This is a genomic window from Sphingobacterium sp. JUb56 (assembly GCF_014191365.1).
In the GTDB taxonomy this organism is placed as follows: domain Bacteria; phylum Bacteroidota; class Bacteroidia; order Sphingobacteriales; family Sphingobacteriaceae; genus Sphingobacterium; species Sphingobacterium anhuiense.
The window spans coordinates 3977823-4001989 of record NZ_JACHWL010000001.1 but is presented as its reverse complement, the minus strand read 5'-3'; the positions used below and the strand labels follow the sequence as shown (position 1 = coordinate 4001989).

Sequence of the window (24167 nt, the reverse complement as noted above, 5' to 3'; positions counted from 1 at the left end):
GCAGCTGGTGATCAGAAAATCCTATTCATTTCTTAAACTCTCCACGGGATTTGTATGGATTACCTTTAACGTTTGCAAGCTGATTGTTGCCAAAGCAATCAGAATAGCACATCCACCAGCAATAATAAAATATATCCAACCGATGTCGATACGGTAATTAAAGTCGGCAAGCCATGTATTCATGGCCCACCAGGCAATAGGTGTAGCAATAATAATAGCGACTAATACAAGTTTCATAAAATCTTCCGATAATAATTTCAATAAGCGCATATCACTTGCCCCTAAAACCTTTCTAACACCAATTTCTTTAGTTCGCTGTTGCGTGATATAGGTGACCAGTCCAAAAAGACCCAGTGAAGCGATAAAGATGGCGACAACTGCAAAGCAGGTAAAAATATTTTTTGTTCGCTCCACATCTTGATATAATATTTTAAAACTCTCATCCATAAAGCTATAATTGATCTTTTGATTTGGACTAAACTGATCCCAGACTTTTGCTATCGCATTCAGTGTCTCATCCATATGTTGCGGATTTACCTTAATAGACAACAAAGAAGGGCTATCCCGGAGTACCAGACCAACCGGAGCTGTACCTTCACCTTTGAGCGATTCGAAAATAAAATCATCGACTACCCCTAAAATTGTCCATGTTTCACCATTCGTAATCTTTGTACCGATTGGATTCTTAATTCCCATTTCTTTAACCATCTGTTTGTTAACGATGATTCCCATGCTGTCCGAGGCTATCTGCGCATTGAAGTTGCGGCCTTCAGCCATTTCAATTTCAAAAGTAGCCAGATACTCTTGATCGACTCTCCAAAACTGACCCTGAGTTGCAAGATCAAGTTCACGTCTTCCATCTAACCAAAACGCGTTACCATTTCTTTTTGCACCATCTATCGGAACCGGAAGATAGTCGCTAACGGAAATATGATTTACGGAGGGAATCGAAGTTAGTTCATTTTTAAATGGACCAAGCTGATCGCCTATTACATTTAGACCTCGAAGTACAATAACCTGATCCTTGTTAAATCCCAGATCTTTTTGCAGCATGTATTGAATTTGCTGATGACTGATCAATGCCCCAACGATTAAAATAATCGATGTTGAAAATTGAAAAATGACTAAACCATTCCGTAACAATGAAGGGTTTGCATTGTTAACCAGTTTATTTTTTAATGCCGTGATAGGTCTAAAACCAGAAAGATAAAGTGCTGGATATGTCCCTGCGATGCTACCGATTATAATAGCCGAAATCAATAAACAAGGTATAAAATACCACGTGAACCACGGAATTTCAATTGATTTATGAGCGATATTATTAAAGACAGGCAATAATAGGTGAGCGATGAGTATCGCTAAAAATAGAGAAATAAAGCTATAGCATAATGCCTCCGTCATAAACTGACTTATTAGACTTTTTCGGTTAGATCCAATTGTTTTTCGGATACCGATTTCTTTTGCTCTAGTCGTGGCATTGGCAGTCGATAAGTTTACAAAATTGATACAAGCTATCAGTAGGATAAACAGAGCTACCGATGCAAAAATCCACACCATGCGAATATCACCGCGATTTAGTGTCGATACTTGATCATCTTCGATATCAGATGAATGTAAATGAATGTCTAAAGCATTTTGAAGACTGATCTTAATTTGATGGACAATAGGCCCTATTTTTCTTCCCGCTTTTATCAGTTCCGGAATGTAATGGCCAGTGATGTAAATTTTATTAATCTCTTTTTCAACAAGATCTATATTTGCCTGTGGAGTCAGTTTGATATAAATCGTGTAATTATTGCTTGTCCATTTATTCTGTTCACCAGGGTGAAATGGTTCTCCGGCCAAGGACATAAAGAAACCATATCCAGATAAGGTCGAATTACTGGGAATATCATCGATGACCCCTGTAATGGTAAAAGCCTTTGACTTATTGTTATTGAGATAGATCTGTTGACCAATAGGATTACCCTTAAAGTATTTAAGCGCTTTACTTTTGGTCAGCACAATGGTATTCGGTTTATCTAAAGCATGCTGTAACTGACCATATTGCATCGAAGATGGAAACATATCCAATATGGATTGGTCGATATAGACAAATCCATCATCATAATGACTATCGGGCAAATTATTAATCGAAAGCTGATTACTACCTGCTCCTAATTGCGGATTTGGGAGTATTCTCCCGGAGTTCTCAATGGCAGGAATTTCCTCTTTTAATGTTCTAGCTCCTGGAGCAGAAAGCGATACCCAGCGATTGATTTTATTTCCCTCTGGAGCTTGTACAATGAGACGATAAACACGATCCATTGACGGATAAGACTTGTTGTAACTTATTTCATGTTTGATGTAGAGAACGATCAGTACACAAATTGCAATACTAAAAGCAAATCCGCCAATTTTAATACTGGAATAAAACTTATTCTTTGAAATATTGCGCAGGGCAATTTTAAGGTTATTTACCAACATAACAACAGTATTTATTTACATAGCCATATCCTATCATGATGATAGTGGGGGCGTAACTTATAGAGACAATTGTGTTGCCAAATAGTTATATCGCTGTTAATGAGTTTATTGTGGTTGTTTTTGGCAGGTTATATTTGTACGGAAATGAACAGTTTCCGTTCGCTTCCGTACAAATACTTTAGTCAGGATCTAAAAACCGATCGGTTATATTGTCATTGGACAGGATCGATCATTTTATTTTTATTATTCAGGCTCTTTCAATCGTAGGTCTTCACATAATTTAAGCATCATCTCATTTGGATCACTATCCGTTGCCAGAGCAATAAGATACATTTCATCTAACCGCAATTTTGCTGTATCATTCATCGTTAGTTCATTGATACGTGCTTTACTTAGTCCCGTCTTGCGTGCCACCATAGATTTATTGACGGATTTCTTTGCTAAAATCTCTCCAAGTTTTGTCATTATAATACTATTTACTGTCTGCTCATCTGTATAGATAAAAATACAAAATGTTGTATTTAAATATACAATCATTGCGAATATTGCCAGTTATTCGGTTTGTTTGTATAGAATATGTATATAAATAAATTTATGAATGAGAAAAACTTAAAGGAAAAACTGATAATTAGAAAAAACTTATGTTGACAACAAGGAAAATTTCTACATAAGAAGAATGTACATAATAGATGTTATAGTAAAAAAATGCCGGCTGTCCATCATCGAACAACCGGCATAACATAAACATATTAATCTCTTAGAAGAGATTTTAAACAAACACTAAAATCCTTTATTATATTTTATCACGAACCTTACTCATCGCGTAGACTATCTACAGGATTGGTTCGAATAACCTTCAACGTTTGGTAACTGATTGTAACGATAGCAATAAGGATAGCCGAAAAGCCTGCCAATAAAAAATATAACCAGTTTATCTCAATACGATAGTTGAAGTCCTGTAACCACGTATCCATAGACCACCACGATATGGGAACAGCAATAACGATAGCAATGAATACCAGTTTTATGAAATTGCTAGATAGCAGTTTTAACAAACTAATACTACTTGCACCCAATACTTTTCGGATACCGATCTCCTTTGTACGCTGTTGAGTGATATATGTGGCAAGGCCAAATAAACCTAATGAGGCAATGAAAATAGCGATAAAGGCAAAACTTGTAAAAATATTTTTTGTACGCTCAACATCCTGATATAAACTTTCAAAACCTTCATCTAAAAAACTATAATTGATCTTTTGATTGGGAGAAAATTTATCCCAGACTTTAGTAATCTGTGCAAGAGATTGATCTATATGACCAGTTTTAACTTTTATAGATAGGAGGGAAGGGCTGTTTCCAAGAGCTAAAGAAACTGGCCCAGACTCCTCTTTTAGCGATTCAAATATAAAGTCGTCCACCACTCCAATGATAGTCCAGGACTGACCGTTATTGATTTTGGCACCGATCGGATGTGTGAGTCCCAATTGTTCCACAAGCGTTTTGTTAACAATAGTAGCCGAACTGTCTGAAGCCAATTTGGGATTGAAATTGCGGCCTTCAGACAAGCGCAACTCAAATGTAGATAAATAAGTATCGTCAACAAGCCAGAATTGTGCTCCTCTATCAAGTTGTACATCTTTATTATCATCAAGTGCAAAGGAATTTCCATTTCGTTTCACACCATCAATAGGTACAGGAAGGTAGTCTCCCACAGAAACATCAGAAACGTAAGGAAGTGATTTTAATTCATTCTTTAGACTAGCTAGATCCTGAGATAAAGTGGTGATGCCACGTAATACGATGACCTGATCTTTACTGAAACCCAGATCTTTGTTTAAAATAAAATTAACCTGTTGATTGGCAATAAGTGCACTCACGATTAAAATAATAGAAGTTGCAAATTGAAACGTAACAAGACCATTGCGTAATAACGAACTTTTTGGAGTAGAATCCTGTTTATTTTTTAATGCTGAAATAGGTTTGAATCCCGATAGGTAAAGTGCCGGATAAATACCGGCTAAACTTCCAATAAACAGCAAAGAAACAAGGAGTGTCGGAATAAAATACCAGCTAAATATTGGAATCTCTAAACTTTTATTAGCCAGATTGTTAAATAATGGTAATAAGATCCAAGCTAACAAAAGGCCGATGATCAGTGAAATTAAACTATAACAGATAGCTTCGACCATAAACTGACCAATTAAAGATTTTCTGTTTGAGCCAATGGTTTTACGAATACCAATTTCTTTAGCTCTTGTCGCCGCATTTGCGGTAGAAAGATTGATGAAATTGATACAGGCGATCAGTAAGATAAAGGCCGCAATAGATGCAAATGCCCATATCATCTTAATATCTCCCCGATTTAATATCGAGACTTTGTCATCGCGGATACCCGTAGAGTAAAGGTGTATATCAGAAGCATTTTGTAAATACATTTTTACCTGACGAAACCAAGGTTTAATGCTTCCACCTGCTTTTTGCGTCTCAGGGATTAGATGACCATCTATATATACTTTCTGAATAATACTTTGCGTTTGCTTGGGATCACTATTTTCTCTCAGTTTGACATACACAGTGTAATTTGTAGCCATCCAACTATTTTGCTCACCTGGATATAAAGGCTCACCTGCTAAAGACATGAAAAATGTGTAGCCATACAGTGTCGAATTGCTTGGGATATCATCGATAACAGCGCTAATCGTATAAGCCTTCGATTTATCATTGTTCAGATAAATCTGTTGACCTACAGGATTATCCTTAAAATATTTTGAAGCTTTACTTTTGGTCAGGACGATAGAATTTGGATTGTCCAGAGCATGCTCCAATTGTCCATAGATCATGGGTGAAGGAAACATTTCCAGAATGGATTGATCTACGTACACAAATCCATCGTCATAATAGTTTTCTGGTCCAGATCCCAATGTTAATTGATTACCTCCAGCCCCAAAAAGCGGATTGGGCAATATCCGACCGGATTGTTCCACTGCCGGGACTTCCTCTTTAATTACTTTTGCCGCTGGTGCGGTCAAAGATAGTCCTCTCATTACATCATCCCCATTCGGAATTTGTGATACAATACGATAGATCCGGCTTACATCTGGATAAAACTTGTTATAGCTCGTCTCATGTTTAATATATAAAACAATTAAAATGCAGATGGCAATACCAAAGGCAAAGCCACCAATCTTAATACTGGAATACAGTTTATTCTTTGTGATATTCCGCCAGGCGATTTTAAGATTATTGATCAACATAATAATTGTTTTTATTTCACAGGGTCCTATCAATATAGTATGGGACATACATCTGAAAACAATTGCATTGCCAAATATTTATGTATTTGATTTGTAGTTGTTTAGTTGTTTTTTCGCAGTTGAGGTTTGTACGAAAATGAACAGTTTTCGTTCGTTTTCGTACGAATGCGCTTTAAGATTTTAAAATATTCCTAGGCTATGTCCATTGTAAATATCGATTATGAGATTATTATGTTGATCAAAATTTTTCAATGAGATGTCTATACCAAGTTTGAATATTACTTATCATAAGGTTATTAATGAGTGTTTTATCGCAGTTTCTCGAACTATAGTTATTGATTTACCTATCTACCAAAAATTCGTTGAGTTTTGTTGTTATAAAAACATCATATACTATATTGTAATGTATAGATAAAATTATAAAATGAATTATTTATCTATATAATTGTTTTGAATTATGCTAGTAATAATGTTTCTTTGTATAGAATAACTATACAATATTATTGAATTATGGAAAAAGAAATTATACCAGGAACCAAAGTCCACACAATTCGGTGTAGTGAGATTGAAATCACCATTATCTACCGCATGATGCTACTACGGACAGCAAAACATTTATCAACAGAAGAAGTTTCATTTTTAATGGGTAAAGAGCATGATTTTATTGAAAAAATAGAGACTTTTAAAATAAAGAGTGTCTATGCGCATGATCTTTACATATTTACACAGGTGTTAGATTATAATGCCGGAGCAGCTTACCCTAAATCTGTTGATGTTGATCATCAAAAGTTTGACTATGACATGTTTGTAACTATTTTTAGTGATCGTGTAATTTATGAGCTCAAACAGTTGGATGAAAACAAGAAAGCTATCAAAACCATCTTCTTGTTAATAGATTCAAGACATGATATTGATTGCTTTAATAATTCAACAGCTACAGAAATTGAACAATTAAGAAGTCTTATGCGACAGTTGTTTGTAGAAGGTTATTTTACAGAAGAAAGAATCGCTTATGAAATACTTAATAAATGTCAAAATTCTATCGATAGATCTATATCTCCTAAAAATTTGATGTTGGTTTTACAAGATTATTTAGATAAGAAGGAAGACTATCATTTAGAGCAAAAGATATCCAGTAAAAAGAACTTTCCTGGATTTGCGTATTTACAGATAAATAAGGTGAAATCTTAAATAGAAGCAAGAAACTATGAAAAATAGGAGTAAGCTAAGCTTATGACAATTTAGATTAGCATTTTAAAACCTTAAGCCGTAGGAAAACACCAGTTATAAACCGCCCACCTCTCAGTCGGCTTGTATAGTTTGCTTCGTAACTCCTACGGCTTTGTTTTTTACTCATCCCTTAACTTCTCAATCGGATTGAATCGCGTAGCTCGGTAGATAATACCTACAATCAGTGTACCCAGCAATAATGCTAAAAACCCCAATGGGAGCAGGTATGTCACTACATCGATAGCAATGCGGTTATTATAATTCTGTAACCAGACATTCATCAGCATATAACTGGCAGGTATAGTTACCAATAAAGCCAGAATAAAAATGAGATAAAACTCTTTTGAAAAAAGTAAAATTAAATGCATCAAAGAAGCACCAAGCACTTTGCGTACACCCACTTCTTTATTACGCAGGTTGATGGATAATGTAATCAACCCGATGATGCCCAAGGCGACGATCAGTAAAGATGCAATAGTTGCAATCTGGGAGGCACGTTGCAATTGCAGTTCTGTTTCATATAATTTTTGGATGCGGTCATCTGTAAATTGATACTCAAACGGTGCATCAGGAAGGAGTTCTTTCCATTTTTTTTCCAAAGCCTCCATAGATGAAGACAAAGAACCATCCTTTAAACGGATACTCAAAAATCGGAATTGTGCAGATCTGGAAATATTGATCCACGCTATTGCCGTAGCTTCATCGTTCATGGAGTTTGGAACGAAGTCTGCTGTTACCCCAGATATCATGACAGGAACGTTAGCTTCTCCAAAACCGATTGTTCGGCCAATAGCCTCTTCCGCTTTTGTAAACCCTAAAGCGAGCAGTGCCTCTTTATTAATGACCACATCAGGAATTTGGTCATTTTGAGAACTGTTAGGATTTAAAAAATGACCCGCTAATAGCGGAATCTGATACGTTTTTGCAAAATAAGAATCAGACATAATGATCTTAGAGTGCACTGTTTTTTCCGATTTCGTGTTGAAAAGTGTTTGATTATTGCCTCCAATAAAGCCAGGGATCTCATAAGAAAGACTAATGGACTCTATTTGTGGAAGTCTTTGGAACTCATCTCGCGTCGTTTCCATCTTTTTAAGCCCCTGTTCAGTCCAGTCACGGGGTACCTGAACGTTCAATACCGATTCTTTATTATAGCCCAGCTCACCATTTATAAATAGATTAATTTGTTTCGATATAATGATTGTAGCCATTAGTATAATGACAGCGACTGCAAACTGTGTGAAGATGAGTACGCGACGAACGGCCTGTTTGCCGTTACCTTGTGTAAACTTATTTTTCACAGACTGTAGAATGTCATTGCCTGAAAGTTTGATTGCTGGATAGATACCTGCTAAAAGACCAACAATACATGCAAATAAGAAAAGTAAAATATAAAAACTAAAAGGTAGTGCTGCCAACGATGGTAACTTGCGCATAAAGATTTCTTCAAAAATAGGACTTAAAAGTACATAAATAGGAAGACTGATCGTGACAGCAATCAGCATGGTTGTCATGTATTCGGCTATCAACTGGGATATGATCTGCGAACGGGAAGAACCCATCATTTTGCGAATCCCGATCTCCTTCAATCGGGTAATGTTTTGACTGATGGTGATATTGATGAAGTTAATGATGGCCATCAACAATACGAAGCCTGCAATCCATAATAAAGTAGCAATCATTTTGCGGACAGCTCCCTTATTATCATCTAAAAAGTAACTTTTCAAAGGCTTTAAATCCGGGGCATAGTTTGTTGAAAACTCACCATCCGTATTGCGCTTTACCAGAGCCTGGATAGGAATAGCGAGTTGCTCAGGCGTAACACCTTTCTGTAGCTCAATAAATGATGCAATATAAGGGTTTTGCCAGTTGTCGATAGACCTTCCAAAATACGATTCACTCGCTATCGGTAAAAAAATATCGGACTTCATGGCGTCATTTAATTGCATGACGGAGTTTTGAGTATTTTCTTTGATTACACCTGTAATGGTGAAGGGTTGTTTATCGCCTTTGAAGTTTTTGATTTCAAGTGTTTGACCCAAAACATCTATTTTTCCAAAATACTTTTGAGCAGCTTTTTCGGTGATGACCACAGTGAAAGGCTTCGTTAATGCAGTTGTTGAATTTCCAGCAAAAATCTCAAAACCAAACATATCCAGTAATGTCGGATCGCCTAAAACTGTCCCTTCTTCAAATATCTGCTCGCCATGAGAGACAATACAGGTCAAACCGTCGATGCGGTAATAATTTGCCACCAATTGTGGATACTCTTCTTTTAAAGCTTTTGGCAAAGCACCAATACTTGTTAGTGGGATGCCGAAACCTTCTTTCTTATAATTACTTTGTAATATATATTGTTGCTCTTTGTTGCGAAGTTCACTATTGACCTGATGCACTTCCCAAACATATGCGCCGACCAGTATGACGAAAGTAATACTGCAGATCAAACCCAAAAGATTGATTAAACTTTCATACTTACGTTTTATGATATTGCGCCAGGCGATTTTGATATTATTCTTTAACATAGCTATATTTTTTACCGCAGCGCTAAGCCTCGGGTTTGATTATCTTATTATGGGTTTAATCGCGTTACTTATTCATCCCGCAAACTGTCTACCGGATTTGCCCGCGCGGCTTTGAAAGATTGAAAGCTGATTACCAATAACGTAGTCATGACTCCAAAGAGCAACGCTGAAGCAAAAATCCACCATGTCAGCTCAATTCGGAAAGGAAAATCTTCCAGCCATCTATTCATCAAATAAAAGGCAATTGGCGTAGCTATTATACCAGAAATGATCATCCATTTAACGAAATCTTGCGTCAATAATTGAATAATTCCTGCTATAGAAGAGCCAAGAACTTTTCGGATACCAATTTCTTTGGTTCGCTTCAGAATAGTGATCGATAACAATCCTAAAAAGCCCATAGTGCTTATGATAACAGAAACGACCGCAGCGATCCAAATCAGTTTTTCAGTTAGTGTTTCTTTTGCATACAAATTAGCGATTTGTTCATCATAAAATTTATATTCAAATATTTCCGTAGGGTACCAATCCCTCCATTGCTGTTCAAATTCATGTATAAATTGCTGTGGATTTGTACCATTAAACTTGATGGCTATATTTTTTAAACGCCCCGCATTATAGCCGATAACTGTCGGCGCTATACCTTCCTTTAGAGAGTTTGTACTAAAATCAGCTACAACACCAACAATCTTTCCGATGCTTTCCTCATTTAATCCTCCCGCGTTAAGGCTTTTCCCTAAGATATCATATGGGTTCTCATATCCGAGGTCCCTGGCCATTTTTTGATTGATCAAAAACTCCGGATTCTTGGGGTTATCATTAAAATTATGTCCAGCGACAAGTTTGATATTAAATGTTTTAATATATGAAGAGTCAGCAATAGCATAACGGGCAGGCCATTTTTCCCAATCTGACCGATCATCAAATTGAATAGTTCCTCCCCAAACTTTATCATTTGCTGGCGGATTATCACAAAAACTAAATGAGGTAATGTCAGGCCGTTTCGCAAGGAAATGCTTAATTTTTTCTTTGCTGGCAAACATTTCTTTTTTCATAGGAAAAAGGAATACCTGCTCGCGCTCAAATCCCAGATCCGTATTTTTAAGATAATGGACTTGAAGAATGATCACTAAGGTTGCGATCAGAAGTACCATCGCGATTATATTTTGCAAAATAATGAAAGACTTTCTGGTGAAACTCCATGGACCCATTGTCAGTTTTTTTAGAGCATCTTGGATAGGTGTCCTATTGACGAAAAGTAAAGGATAAACACTAGTCAGAAGAGCCGTGCAGATCCAGGTCAATCCGACAATACTAATCAGTGAATTGAAAGAAAGAATTGCTACAGGTTCATCTTGAAAAAGATACCCATTACTCCAGTTTAGGAAAATGCTTAATAAAATGAGTGCAAAAATAGTGGACAGAAAGGTCAATATTAAAGTCTCCAATAAAAACTGGTAAAAGAGTTGTTTCTTTGAGCTCCCTAAAATTTTTCTTACCCCCATTTCAACACTACGGTTCATCTGTTGAGCAAAAAGAATATTGCTGTAATTCACGATTGCCATGATACTAATGCCAAGGGCAATAATTGACAATATCTGTAGTAGCGATTTTTGGGTACCTTTTCCATAGTCTTTATCAAAATGAAAATCGGTTAACGGAAGCAGTTTATAGGAATAATATTCTAGTACACTTTTATCATAATATTTTCCGACAAGCTCATGGATTGTTTTTTCTACCTGAACCTTATCTTCATTATTCCTTAAAGTCAATAAAATATTGTTGTTCGTATTTGTATAACCCCAATTATGAAAATAATCATCCTTGGTATCAATCTTAAAAAGTGTCGGAATCGATTTTAAGGAAAAGTAAACTTCCGATCTAAAGTCAGAATTTTTTCGACTATCATCGATAATACCAATAACTTTTATAGGAAATTCACCCTCAACTAGGATTGTTTTTCCTATTGCATTTTCATCTCCGAAATAAAGCTTAGCAGTAGATGCAGTAAGCGCGACAGTATTAGGCGCATCTAAATCTTTAGGATTCCCCTGTTCCCAGGGGAAATCAAGCATATTAAAGTAATTTGAAGAAGCAAAAGCTGCTTTTCCATCTGTTTTGAACTGTTTATCTTCGATTTCTATAGTGAAATCTTTTTTGTCAATATATAAAGCAGTTTTCTCGATCTGTGGCATTTCTTTCGAAATGGCCTCATACATGGCAAATGATCCTCCTTTTTCATGCTCAACCTGCTCCAGCTTAAGATCGTAAACAACCATGTAAGTCCGATCTTTTTGATGATGAAATTGATCGTAGCTAAGCTGATAGCTATTGTAAATGTAAATGAACAAACCACATGCAATCGCTAATCCTAAACCAATAATGGTCAGAATTGAATAGTACCGGTGCTTTACGAGCTGCCTAAATGCTGTTTTAAAAAATAACTGAATCATTTACTTGTTCTAAATTTTATTTAAAATATCTATTAAGCCTGTTATTCATCACGTAGACTATTGACAGGATTTGAAAGAGCGGCTTTGATCGCTTGGTAACTAATCGTTGCCAAACTGATCAGAATAGCCATAAGACCTGCAATAGCAAAATAATGCCATTGAATTTCAATGCGGTAACTATAATCTTTCAACCAGTCATTCATTGTCCACCATGCTATCGGTGATGCGATAAGAATTGCTATAAGGACCAATTTTAGAAAATCTAAAGAGAGCAAAGATGTTAATTGCCCAACAGATGCTCCCAATACCTTCCTAACAGCAATTTCCTTCATTCGTGTCTCTGCCATATAGGCGATTAGGGCAAATAAGCCCAAACAGGAAATGAAGATTGTTAATCCAGCAAAAAGCATGGAAATTGTGCCAATAGATTGTGTTTCCTTAAATTTAGCTTCAAAATTTTTATCAATAAATTTATAATCAAATGGGTAGTCAGCATTGTATTTCTTGAAGATAGATTCTATAGTTTTTAAATTAACAGCAGTACTATTGTTTGGATTCAATCGGTAATGTATGGTTGTAAACCAGGATCTAGGACCAAATACCACCATAGGAATAATTTCATCAAATGGAGATTCCACGATAAAATCTTTGATTATACCGACCACAGTCCAATCTCTTCCATCGCCTTTAATGATTTGCCCTAAGGGGTTTTTTAACCGCATTTTGCGAACAGCAGTTTCTGTTAAAAGCATTGCATTGCTATCGGTCTTATACTTATATACATCAATATCACGTCCCGACATAAGTACGAATCCCAGGTTTTTTACTGCATCAGCATCGGTGCTGAAACGATTGAAAGATATTTTTTTATCACTGTCGGTACTACCAGACCAGGAAAAACCCCATCCATTACTATAGCGATCGGTAACAGGAGACATATTTTTAGATACAGAAAGTACAGCATTGCTAGCCAGCAATTCATTACGTAACGTTAGATAATTTTTGTCTAATTCTCCTGAAAAACGGGTCGTTAATAAGCCATTGTCATTATAACCCCGATCCCGATCTTTCGTATACTGGATCTGTTGAAATATGATAATTGTTGCTATAGTCAGAATGATAGCGATCGAAAATTGAAGAATAACCAAAAAAGAACGTACACTGAGGCCTTTATTGTAGGTATTCAACTTTCCCTTAAGCGTTTTCAACGGTTTAAAAGAGGAAAGGAAAAATGCAGGATAGCTACCCGCTAAAACCCCTGTGATAACCGAGAAAATAATTAAAAAGAACCAGGTACTACCGGAGAGTAAAGAAATATGAAGATTTTTCTCTACAAGATTATTAAATGCAGGTAGAACCAATATCACACAGATGATGGCCAATATCATAGCCCCAAAACTGATTAAGATACTTTCTACAATAAACTGTAACATGAGGCTTTTGCGACCAGCGCCTACAACCTTGCGGACACCCACTTCTTTGGCTCTTCTTTCGGAGCGGGCTGTACTCAGATTCATAAAGTTAATACAGGCGACTAACAAGATAAATGCTCCAATCCAAGAGAATAAATGTACCAGTTGAATACGACCGGCCGTATATGACCCATTGATGCTTTTATTGTATAAGTAGGTATCTTTATAGGGAAAAGCAAAGATCTCATTCGTGGACTTGATTTCATTGTTACCTACATTGATATGATTTTGGCTCACGAGTTTTATTTTATCATTGAACTCCTGTAAGGATGTACCCTCCTTCAATAAAATATAGGTATAAGTAGAGTTGTTGGACCAGTTTTCGTCAACAAACCCTAATTTCTTAGCAAAGTCCCATGATAATAGATAATCAAATTGAATACTGCTATAACTTGTTGGATCTTTAATTATGGCCTGAACTGTTACCAAGTTATTGGATTCGACTTTTATAGATTTTCCTATAGGATCCTCATCTCCAAAAAGAGATTTCGCAAATTTCTCAGTAATGACGACTGAATTTGCATCTTTCAAAAGGTTCGTTTTGTCACCTTTGAGTAAGGGATAGCTGAACATGTTGAAAAATCCGGGATCAACAAAACTGGCATTGGAAACCAATTTTTTATCGCCATAAGTTGTCAAGAATTTATTACCGTCTTCTATACGGCTAAAACTTTCAATTTCAGGATAATCACTTTTTAAAATAGGACCCATTATTTTGGGAGTATTGGTCCATGCCTGCATCTCACCTTGATAAAGATCGTGATTACTGATGATAAAGAGTCTATCACTTTTCTCGTGAAACCGATCCATACTCAGCATATTTTGCAACCATAGCGCAATAAGCAAAGTTCCGGCCATACCAATAGCCAATCCAATGATGTTGATGCTAGAGAAAGCCTTATTTTTCAATAAATTACGCCATGCGATTTTGATATAGTTCTTTATCATCGTTATCGTATAAAGTAGTCAATTTTTTTAATGCAGTAAATTATTCATCCCGTAAACAATCAATTGGATTGACCATAGCAGCACGTACAGTCTGGTAACTTATTGTTAAGAACGAGATGAGTAAAGCACTGCAACCGGCAAGTATAAAGATCCACCAGTCAAGTTCAATATGATAAGCAAAATTGTCTAGCCATTTATGCATTGCAAACCAGCCAAAAGGAATGCTAATAGCTAGCGCAATAACTACTAACCTGAGGAAATCTACACTTAATAAGCTAACAATTTTTATAACAGATGCACCAACAATTTTCCGGATTCCAATCTCTTTAATTCTTTGTTGCACCGTATAGGTCGAAAGTGCAAATAATCCCATACACGCAATGGAGATGGTAATTAATGAAAAGAGTTGCATCGCTCGCGTTGTCTGTTGATCCTGTAGATAAAGTTGATTAAAGTCGTCATTTAAAAAATGATAGTCATAATTGTTTTTCGGAGCGATCTCTTTTACGATCGTTTTGATCTGATTCAATGCGTCTTGTGTAGGAACTCCAGCATGCAGCTTAATAAAGATATTTCCGAAATAACCATATTCAGGAAAGAGCACAACAGGATTGATTTCATTATGTAAAGATTTAAAATTAAAGCTTTCAACCACTTGTTTTACAGTGCCCTTGCGGCCATTTAAATTTATTTTCTTACCGATCGCATCTTTAGGAGTCCAGCCCATAGCAGTTGCAGCTAGCGTATTAATAATAAAACTATTCTCCGGAGCGACGGTATCTCTTGCTCTTAAGATGTCCGTATCCGATAGGGAAGAACCAGCAATAGATTTAATGTTGAACACGGATACAAAGTCTTTTTCAATAGGAATAGCAGTGACATCAATAGAGAAGTCTGGAGCCTGTCCTTCTACTTCATTAATCGTATAGCCCCCCTGAATATTAACCGGACTATCATAAGATGCCGTTACGCCTTTAACACTGTTTAATTGACTTAGCTTATCCTTTAGCAATTGACGCTCTTTATCCTGCCATCCTCGGCCATCGAGCACCAATATATCTGAACGATCCAGTCCTGTATTTTTAGATTGAATAAATTCCATTTGTTGACCAGCAAATAATGTACAGATGATAAAAAATATGGAAATACAAAATTGGAACACAATCAGCACTTTACTCAAGGATATCCCTGTCTGTTTTTCGATCAGTTTACTTCTGAATATTGAAATCGGTTTTGAACTCGAAATCGAGTAGGCAGGCCAACCACCTGCAAGTAGTGACAGGATAATAAAGAAAGTTAATATTGCTATATAGAGGATAGGTTTGTTCCAAAAGTTGATCTGCATTTCTACTCCCATAAAATGACCGAATAGAGGTAAAAGTAACCATGTTGCCACTAAGCTTATAATTAAGGATATCAAAATCATTAAGCTACATTCGAAGAGAAACTGAAAGAATATTGTTTTTCGTCCTGCACCCAGTACCTTCTTTACACCGATCTCTTTTTTGCGCTCAATCGCATTTGCAAGAATCAAATTGGTGAAATTAATGCAGGTCAAGACGATAAGAGCAATACCCAAAGCCATTAAAATATAAACATAGAGGATATTTCCTGTACCTGCAGTTTTTGAGTGCAAATGAATATCACTTAATTTTTCTACTTTAAAACCGAATTCATATCCCTGTTTAATAGACTCACTAAATTTGTCCTTAACCAGATTATCCAGTTTAAGTTGCACCGATTGAAAGCTTTGATCAGTTTTTAATAATCCTATAGTAATATCGTTAGCTGAATTCCATGAAGCTTCTTTATAGCGTGCTAGACCTTGGTTAGAGAGAATGGCAGAAAATCTGAACTGCGTATTACTTGGCATATCGGCTATTACCCCAGATACCTTCCAGTTCACTTTATCAATAATCAATGTTTTATTTATAGCCGATTCATTTGGAAAATATTTTTTAGCTAAGGTTTCTGTCAATACAATTTGATTAGGCTCATCCAATACATGTTTTTTGTTTCCCTCAATAAAATCATAATCGAGAATTTCAAATACGTTTTTATCAGCATAAATCAGCTTATTTTCCTTTAAAGATTGATTTCCAATATCAACTAATCCACCTTGTATATACGGATATAAACGACTGGCCTGCTCAACTTCGGGAAAATCAGATTGTAAAGTCTGTTGTAGACCTGTTGGCGTTGTACTGGATGAAACCATTTCTGGGCTATTTGGAGCCTTGTATGATAGGCTGAAATACGCAATGCGATCTGCATGAGAGAAAAAATGTTCATAACTGGATTCATGGTATATGTAAGTAGCTAATAACAAAAAGCAGGTTATTCCAATTGTTAATCCCGACATGTTCAACAGTGAAAACCCTTTATTCTTTCGAATATTCCGCCATGCTATTTTAATATAGTTTCGTATCATTTTTTATGCTTTAAAGCTTTTTTCATTAATTCATTCAGATAACCCTACAGTAAGTGTATGTTATTATTCATCCCGTAATGTTTTTACAGGATTTGTATTTGCCGCTTTAATGGCTTGTGTACTCACCGTAATAATTGCGATAGTTAATGCGACAATCCCCGCTAAAGCAAAGACCCACCATTGAATCTCGATGCGGTAAGAAAAATCCTGCAACCATTTATTCATGATCCACCAGGCAATAGGTGAGGCAATTAAAATGGCAATAAGAACCAATTTTACAAAATCTCTTGAGAGCATGGCTGTTATACCTGTTACAGACGCACCCAATACTTTGCGGATACCAATTTCTTTCATTCTCAATTCCGCGATGTACGATACCAGTCCAAATAATCCAAGACAAGATATAAAAATGGCTAATGCAGAGAATATGAGTGCTAACTGAGCTGTTTGTTGTTGCTCTTTAAACTTTGCCGCAAATTGCTGATCAACAAATTTGTATTCAAAAGGGTACGCCGGATTGAATTTTTTGAGTACCTGCTCCATTTGTTTCAAGCTCTGTTCTATAGGTACAGATGCAGGAGTACGAACAACCATATTAAACATCCACTCTTTGGCAGGATGAATAAGAAGTGGAGTAACTGGGCTGTATGGAGATCCGCTGATGTAATCATTGATAACTCCTATAATTGTAAAGGTATTACTTCCCCATTTCAAAATGCTGCCAATAGGATTTTTCAATTTCATTTCTTTGATAGCAGCCTCATTTACGAGTACCGACATACTATCAGAAGCCAATCGCTCGAAGTCAATATCACGACCTTCGATCAATTTTAATCCCAGAGTTTTTACAAAATCACTCTCAGCTTTTCCAATATTGAATACGATTTTTTTTCCTTGTTCAGGGGTAGATCCTTCCCATGAAAAATTACCCCCTGAATTAGAATTGTTTTGGGTAATTGACCATCCGGTACGGGTCACAGCTTGCGCAATATCCTTATTGATCAATTCAGATTTGATGACTTCATAATTTTTTGTCATATCACCTTCCATTGGAATTTCGATCAGTTGTGAAGGTGAGTAACCAACATCACGTTTTCCTGCATATTCAATCTGTTTATTGACGATCAGGGTTGCAATAATCAAGATTAGGGCAACTCCAAATTGGAAAACAACTAATACTTCACGGAAATTGAAGGCAAATCTTTGAGACTTTCCAAATACTTTCAATGATTTAACGGGTTTAAAAGACGATAGCACAAATGCAGGGTATAACCCAGCTAATATTCCTGTAAACAATATAAATCCGAGAAGAGAGACCCAGATCATAGGATCTGTAATCGAAAAAACTAAAGGTTTGTCCAATACTTTATTAAATAGTGGGAGGGATATAGATGTTAATCCTATGGCAAGTATTCCTGCAATACAAGATAGTAGGACCGACTCTGTTAAAAATTGTATAATCAAACTGCTGCGTTGGGCGCCAACCACTTTACGTACCGCGACTTCTTTTGCTCGCTTTTGACTGCGCGCAGTGCTTAAATTAATGAAATTGATACAAGCGATCACTAAAATCAAAAATCCAAGACCAGCAACAAGTTTAACTTGGGTGATTTTGCCTCCAACTGGGATACCGTGTTCAAATTTAGAATACAAGTGCATTTTGGATACTGGATATAAAAAGAGTGAACCTTTCTGCTCATTATTCGTTTTCTTTGCAATGATATTGACTAGTTTTTTATTAAAGGCATCTACATTTGTCCCATTCTTTAGCTGGATATAAGTCATAAATGTATTTATGTTCCAAGTGGGAGATTGACTACTTGCATTGATTAAGGGAATCAGATAAGTAAAATCAAAATCTGTATTGCTGGGTAAATCTGCTATTACTCCAGTCACCTGATAAGGTTCTTTGTTATCCAATGTAATCGTTTTGTTCAAAGGATCCGCATCCCCAAATATTTTTTTTGAGAGTCGCTCTGTTAGGATAATATTGTTTGGACCGTTTAATACTTCATTGCGATTACCCTTTAAAAGTTTGAAATCGAACATTTCAATAAAATTTGGATCAACTTCATTTCCTTTAGATTTTATCTTTTTATTATCAAAGGATAATAATCTATCGGTGCTCCAATACATACGAGCAGCATGCTCCACCTCTGGATATTCTGCTTTTAAAGTAGATGAAGCAGTTCCTGCTGTGATGTTTAGCAAGTTGATTTCACCCTCCTCGTCATATTTGTTCCAGAGTCTATATAGATTATCTTTATTGCTATAGAAATTGTCAAATTGTGATTGATTCTGTATCCAGATGCCTATTAACAATACAGCTGCCATACCAATAGCTAAGCCAATAATGTTAATGGTTGCATATCCCTTACTTTTCAAAAGATTGCGCCATGCTATTTTAATATAGTTCTGTATCATTTGTTTAAACTTTAGACTCGTATTTTTTGCCACTTTTTAAGTTCAATCCATAAGCCAATGTTTTAAATTATTGCTAATCAGCTAATTGTTTATTGCTATATCTTTCTTTAACTGTACGCTTTCGAACACCTAGCGTTCGTAAGCGTACATGTTATGAGGGTGATTATTCATTCCGTAGTGTATCAATAGGATTTGATAAAGCAACTTTAATAGCTTGATAACTTACGGTGATTAACGTAATGAAAAGAGCAAGACCTCCCGTGACAGCAAAAATGGACCAGCTAATAGTAATACGGTAAACATAATTTTCTAACCATTTTTCCATAAAAAGATAAGCAAGCGGGGTGGCTATCATAAAACCGATAAAAGTAAGCCAGATATACTCGGTTGATAGTAACTTCCATAAGCCGAGTTCAGATGCGCCTAATACCTTGCGGATTCCAATTTCCTTTTCACGTTGTTCAGTTAAGAATGAAACGAGGGCGTACAATCCTAGGCAGGAAATCAAAATTGCAAGACCAGTAAATAAACTGGTCAAACTACGAATCATTTCCATCTGCTTAAATTGCTTACCATAATCTTGATCCGTAAAGGTGTAACTGAATGTAATATCAGGATCTGTTTTGGTGAAGTGCATAGCAATGGCCTTCATTGTTGTATTGACTTCCGTGTCATCTTTTAAGCGTATGGTAATCTTACTCTTTGGTAATAGATTTAGGAAATAAGCTGTTGGGGTAATTGATTCGAAAGGTGATTCCGACATTGTGTTCTGTATAATGGCAAGGATTCTGTATTTTACACCTCTAAAACTTAATTGCTTGCTATTCAAATCGGATACTCCCATATATTTTGCACCAGCTTCGTTTAAAATGACAGCAATAGAATCTGTTTTAAAATCTTTCGAAAAGTTTCTACCTTTCATAAATTTCCATTGGACAGTAGGAGCAAAATTTTCGTCAATAGTATATATGCCCATGATTGATCCTTCTTTAGCATCATTACCTTGCCAGGTAAATCCACCGCCTGTTAAAGCGAGATTGTTTACAAAACTAGAGGATAAAGTTGCGTTTTGGATTAGTCCCTTGTCAAACAATTCTTTTTTGAGGACGTCGAATTTTTTAATAATCTCACCGCTTGAACTCGTGACATTAACTAAATTTTTGTTGCTGTAGCCAATTGGACGATCTTTTACATAGTTTAATTGGGTGATGACGAGGTATGTGGCGATCATCATAAAAATAGAAATAGCGAACTGAATAACAACCATAATCTTTCGCGCTTTAAATTTACTATTTCCTTGAATTGATTTTCCTTTAAGTGCTAAAATTGGATTAAATGAAGATAGGAATAGGGATGGATATAATCCGGATGAAAGACCAAGAAGAACGATGCTTAAGAAAGCAATAAGATAGAAAAATATCGAATGAAAAGGTATTCGTAATTCAGTTCCTATAAAACCGTTTATCCATGGAAGAAGTAAGAGTATAAGGGGGAGGCTGAGTATAAATGCTAAAAATACAGATAAGATAGATTCAAATAAAAAGCCCTGAATCAATTGGCGGCGATTTACGCCGATCGATTTTAATATACCGATTTCTTTACCTCTTTTGATACTTCTAGCGGTACTGAGGTTGATAAAGTTAATACATGCTAGTAAAATAATCAAAGCACTTACCAATGCAAACATCCAAACATATTGAATCTGCCCACCGATATTTTTACCATTTTTAAAATCATCATACAAATACCATTTAGTCATAGGGTGTAAAAGAACTTCAGGATCGATGTCTGTAAGTTTCGATTTTAAAATGGTGGTTGTCGTTCTCTCTAATGAAGGTAGAGAGAGCGGATTTTGAATAGAGGCATAAGTATGAAAAAAACAATTACCCCAACTTTGATCGGCATCAGGGTTTTGTTTCAGATAGTCGCAAAATGGCAATATATAATCCAATTGATGAAAAGTACTATTTTCTGGCAAGTCAGCATAAACGCCTGTTATCTGGTACTGCTCTTTACCGTTAAGTGCAACGACATTACTTATAACGTCTACATCTCCAAATAACCGACGTGCTAATGATTCTGAAATAATCATTTTTGATGGTAGGGCAGGTGTAGATACGTCTCCTTTTATAGATTCAAATGTGAAGAGTTCAGAAAATGCACCCATTGCATACAATCCTGTGCCAGTGATCCTTTTTTCACCACTCTTAAAATTAGCATTTTCACGTTTACTGACTAAAGTAATATGTTGCATTTCATTTTTAAAATCAGATTGCAATAGCTTAGCCAATGGTATGGGAGTAGATCGATCTGTAGACTTCTCACCATTAAATGTACCTGTGATCATGACCTGGTAGATATCATCGTAGTTTTTGAAGTTTTTGTCAACAGAAAACTGCTTCATTATCCACAATGAACTAATTATGACGACTGTAAATCCCAATGCTAGACCGATTATATTGATAATTCCACTTAATGGATTACGTTTTATATTGCGTAGAAAAGTTTTAAAAAATAGTTTTATCATGATTTTGAATCAATTATTTTATTTAGCAATCTCTTTTATATGAAAAGGTCGTAACTATTCGTCTCTTAAACTATTTGCAGGATTGATAATTGCAGCCTTAATGGATTGAAAACTAACTGTAAGTGCTGTGATGAGCAATGTGAGAATACCTGAAAATAAAAATATAGATATAGGTAAATTAGTTCTAAAAGCAAACCCCTGAAGCCAGTCATTTGCGAAATATAAAGCAAGAGGAATCGCAATAATATTCGCAATAATTACTAAGATGAAAAACTCCCGATTCAGCATTTGTACAATGTGGAAAACCGTCGCACCTAGCACCTTTCTAATCCCAATTTCCTTTGTTTTTACTTGTGCGGTGTATGTACATAAACCTAAAAGACCTAAACAAGATATTAAGATGGTTATGACTGCAAAGAAGTTAAATATGGTCCCCTGTTTTTGTTCACTCGTGTATAGTTTTTGATAGCTTTCATCCAGGAAATTGTAAGTGAAGGGCATATCATTATAGTATTGCTTCCAAATTTTTTCCATAGCATCTATAGCGGCAACAGTTTTATTTTCATTTGTTTTTATATAAAGCTGCCGAGAATTTTTTGGATTAAACTTAAAAACGATAGGTTCAATCTTCTGACGGACACTAGCGTAATTAAAATCTTTCACGACACCAATAATAGTTCCGGGTACAGTTCGGATTCTCAAACGGGTGCCAATAGGATTTTTTAACCCCATCTCTCTAACAGCCGTTTCATTTAGGATAAAATGGGTAGAGTCCGCTAATGAGCCCGTAAAGTTTCGTCCTTCTACTAGTTTTATCTTAAAGAAATCGAGCGTATGCTGATCTGAATGCGTGATATTAAACCAGAGATTTGACTTTGCAGGTTTTCCTTCCCAATCGTTATCTCCAGTAGCATCACCGCCGTGTATCATATCACGCCCCAGTCGGATTACATCATTTATTCCTTCGCTTTTTATCAGTTCATTTCTGATGGCATCAAAATGTTCGCCCATTTTTGATCCCATAGGAACCGCGAAAATATGGCTTTTTTCGTAGCCAAGATTTTTGTTGCGGATAAACTCTAATTGACGACCAATAACAATTGTCATGGTTATTAAAACAATAGAAACCGTAAACTGTAATACAACTAATACCTTTCTGGAACTAGATTTTTTCATTCCCAGATTACCTTTTAAGACTTTGATAGGATCAAAAGTTGATAGCAGTAAAGCCGGATAGATGCTCACTAAGAGAAGTGTTCCAATCAGTAAGATGAAAATGTAGACCCATAAATTAATACTGGCGAGATCCAATGCTATTTGTTTTCCAGAGAAGTTATTAAAAGAAGGGAGAAAAATAAAAACGACCGTTATCGCAATGGTCACTGCAAAAAGAAACAACAATGTAGTTTCTATGATAAACTGAAAGAAAAGTTCCCTTTTGCCAGCTCCAATAATTTTTCGAATTCCGACCTCTTTGGCCCGATTTAAAGAACGGGCAGTCGAAAGATTAATATAATTAATACTAGCTATTGCTATAATCATCAGGGCAACTCCCATAAAAATATGTACAGCGCCGATTCCTCCATCACTACCATCCATGTGGTATAAGTGAACTTTAGATAGTGGTTGTGCTACGTAAGGTACAGGTGTATCTTCAGGTTTATTGCGTTCATGTATCTGTTGTAACTTTTTAGTTAAAGCAGTGAGGTTCGCTTGGGGAGTTAGCAGTAGATAAGTTTCAAATGAAAAACTGGACCAATCCATATCCATGGATGACAAATATGTTTTGTTGTCATAAGTGGTTTTATTTTTTACATATGCCTGCTCATTAAACCTAGAAAGGGGAAGAAGTACCTGCAATTGTAAACTCGAATTTTCGGGATATTCTGCGATAACACCCGATACCACACAAAGTTCATCTAGACCTATGGTGACCGTTTTACCAATGGGATCTTCATTTCCAAAATAGCGTTGGGCAGTACTGGCTGTGATGACAATCGAATTGTTGTCTGGAAAAGGTAACTTTTGATTGCCTTGAACCAAAGGAAAATTAAATACAGAAAAATAGCTGGGATCTACAAAAGCAAAGCTTTTCTCGATAAATATTTTCTCTTTATATTTGATGGGACCATCTCCAATTTTGAGGATACGTACGGCGTCTTTTACTTCCGGAATCTCTTTTTTTGCAAAAGTGCCAACAGGGGCAATGATATTCTCAAATATTTTTTTAGTTATTCCAGTTCCACCTTCAATACCAATTTTATAGATCTTACGCTCATTTTTATGGAATCTGTCAAAAGATAGCTCATCCTGAATCCAAAGTAGGAGGAATATCCCTACGACTAATCCCGCCGACAATCCTAAAATATTAATGCCTGTATAGAATTTATTAGCAAAAATACTTCGCCATGCGATTTTTATATAATTCTTTATCATG

General features: G+C 35.9%; 11 protein-coding genes. 1 reads left to right on the top strand and 10 read right to left on the bottom strand.

All coding sequences use genetic code 11. The features are described from left to right. Positions 1–21 precede the first annotated feature (21 nt). The 3 genes from FHR29_RS16965 to FHR29_RS16955 form a co-directional block, all read right to left on the bottom strand. Positions 22–2466 carry an ABC transporter permease gene (locus FHR29_RS16965; protein WP_183915944.1) on the bottom strand — a complete coding sequence of 815 codons (2445 nt, stop codon included), beginning with the start codon at positions 2464–2466 and terminating at the stop codon, positions 22–24. A 243-nt stretch (positions 2467–2709) separates the two neighbouring features. Then, a complete protein-coding gene (locus FHR29_RS16960; RefSeq protein ID WP_031289462.1) occupies positions 2710–2931 on the bottom strand; it encodes a helix-turn-helix domain-containing protein in 222 nt (73 codons plus the stop codon). Positions 2932–3278: 347 nt separating this feature from the next. Then, complete coding sequence (locus tag FHR29_RS16955) at positions 3279–5720, bottom strand: ABC transporter permease (RefSeq protein ID WP_183915942.1); 2442 nt, start codon at positions 5718–5720, stop codon at positions 3279–3281. 510 nt (positions 5721–6230) lie between these two features. Here FHR29_RS16955 and FHR29_RS16950 point away from each other — a divergent pair. Continuing rightward, entirely contained in the window at positions 6231–6911 is a 681-nt protein-coding gene (locus FHR29_RS16950) for a hypothetical protein (protein ID WP_183915940.1), read from the top strand. Positions 6912–7069: 158 nt separating this feature from the next. Here FHR29_RS16950 and FHR29_RS16945 read toward each other — a convergent pair whose 3' ends face one another. From FHR29_RS16945 to FHR29_RS16915, 7 genes are all read right to left on the bottom strand, one after another. Beyond that, positions 7070–9475 (bottom strand): ABC transporter permease, encoded by a 2406-nt coding sequence (locus FHR29_RS16945; RefSeq protein WP_183915938.1) that lies wholly within the window; start codon positions 9473–9475, stop codon positions 7070–7072. 68 nt (positions 9476–9543) lie between these two features. After that, on the bottom strand, positions 9544–11928 hold the full coding sequence (locus tag FHR29_RS16940) for an ABC transporter permease (RefSeq protein ID WP_183915936.1): 2385 nt from the start codon (positions 11926–11928) through the stop codon (positions 9544–9546). Positions 11929–11969: 41 nt separating this feature from the next. Beyond that, positions 11970–14348, bottom strand: coding sequence for an ABC transporter permease (locus tag FHR29_RS16935; protein ID WP_183915934.1), 2379 nt, complete (start codon positions 14346–14348; stop codon positions 11970–11972). A gap of 40 nt (positions 14349–14388) precedes the next feature. Then, positions 14389–16779, bottom strand: a complete 2391-nt coding sequence (locus tag FHR29_RS16930; RefSeq protein WP_183915932.1) for an ABC transporter permease — start codon at positions 16777–16779, stop codon at positions 14389–14391. A 63-nt stretch (positions 16780–16842) separates the two neighbouring features. Then, complete coding sequence (locus FHR29_RS16925) at positions 16843–19203, bottom strand: ABC transporter permease (protein ID WP_183915930.1); 2361 nt, start codon at positions 19201–19203, stop codon at positions 16843–16845. A gap of 163 nt (positions 19204–19366) precedes the next feature. Further along, the gene (locus FHR29_RS16920) at positions 19367–21730 is read right to left on the bottom strand and encodes an ABC transporter permease (RefSeq protein ID WP_183915928.1); all 2364 of its coding nucleotides are present in this window, start codon (positions 21728–21730) and stop codon (positions 19367–19369) included. A 54-nt stretch (positions 21731–21784) separates the two neighbouring features. Then, a complete protein-coding gene (locus FHR29_RS16915; RefSeq protein ID WP_183915926.1) occupies positions 21785–24166 on the bottom strand; it encodes an ABC transporter permease in 2382 nt (793 codons plus the stop codon). Position 24167: the final 1 nt, after the last annotated feature.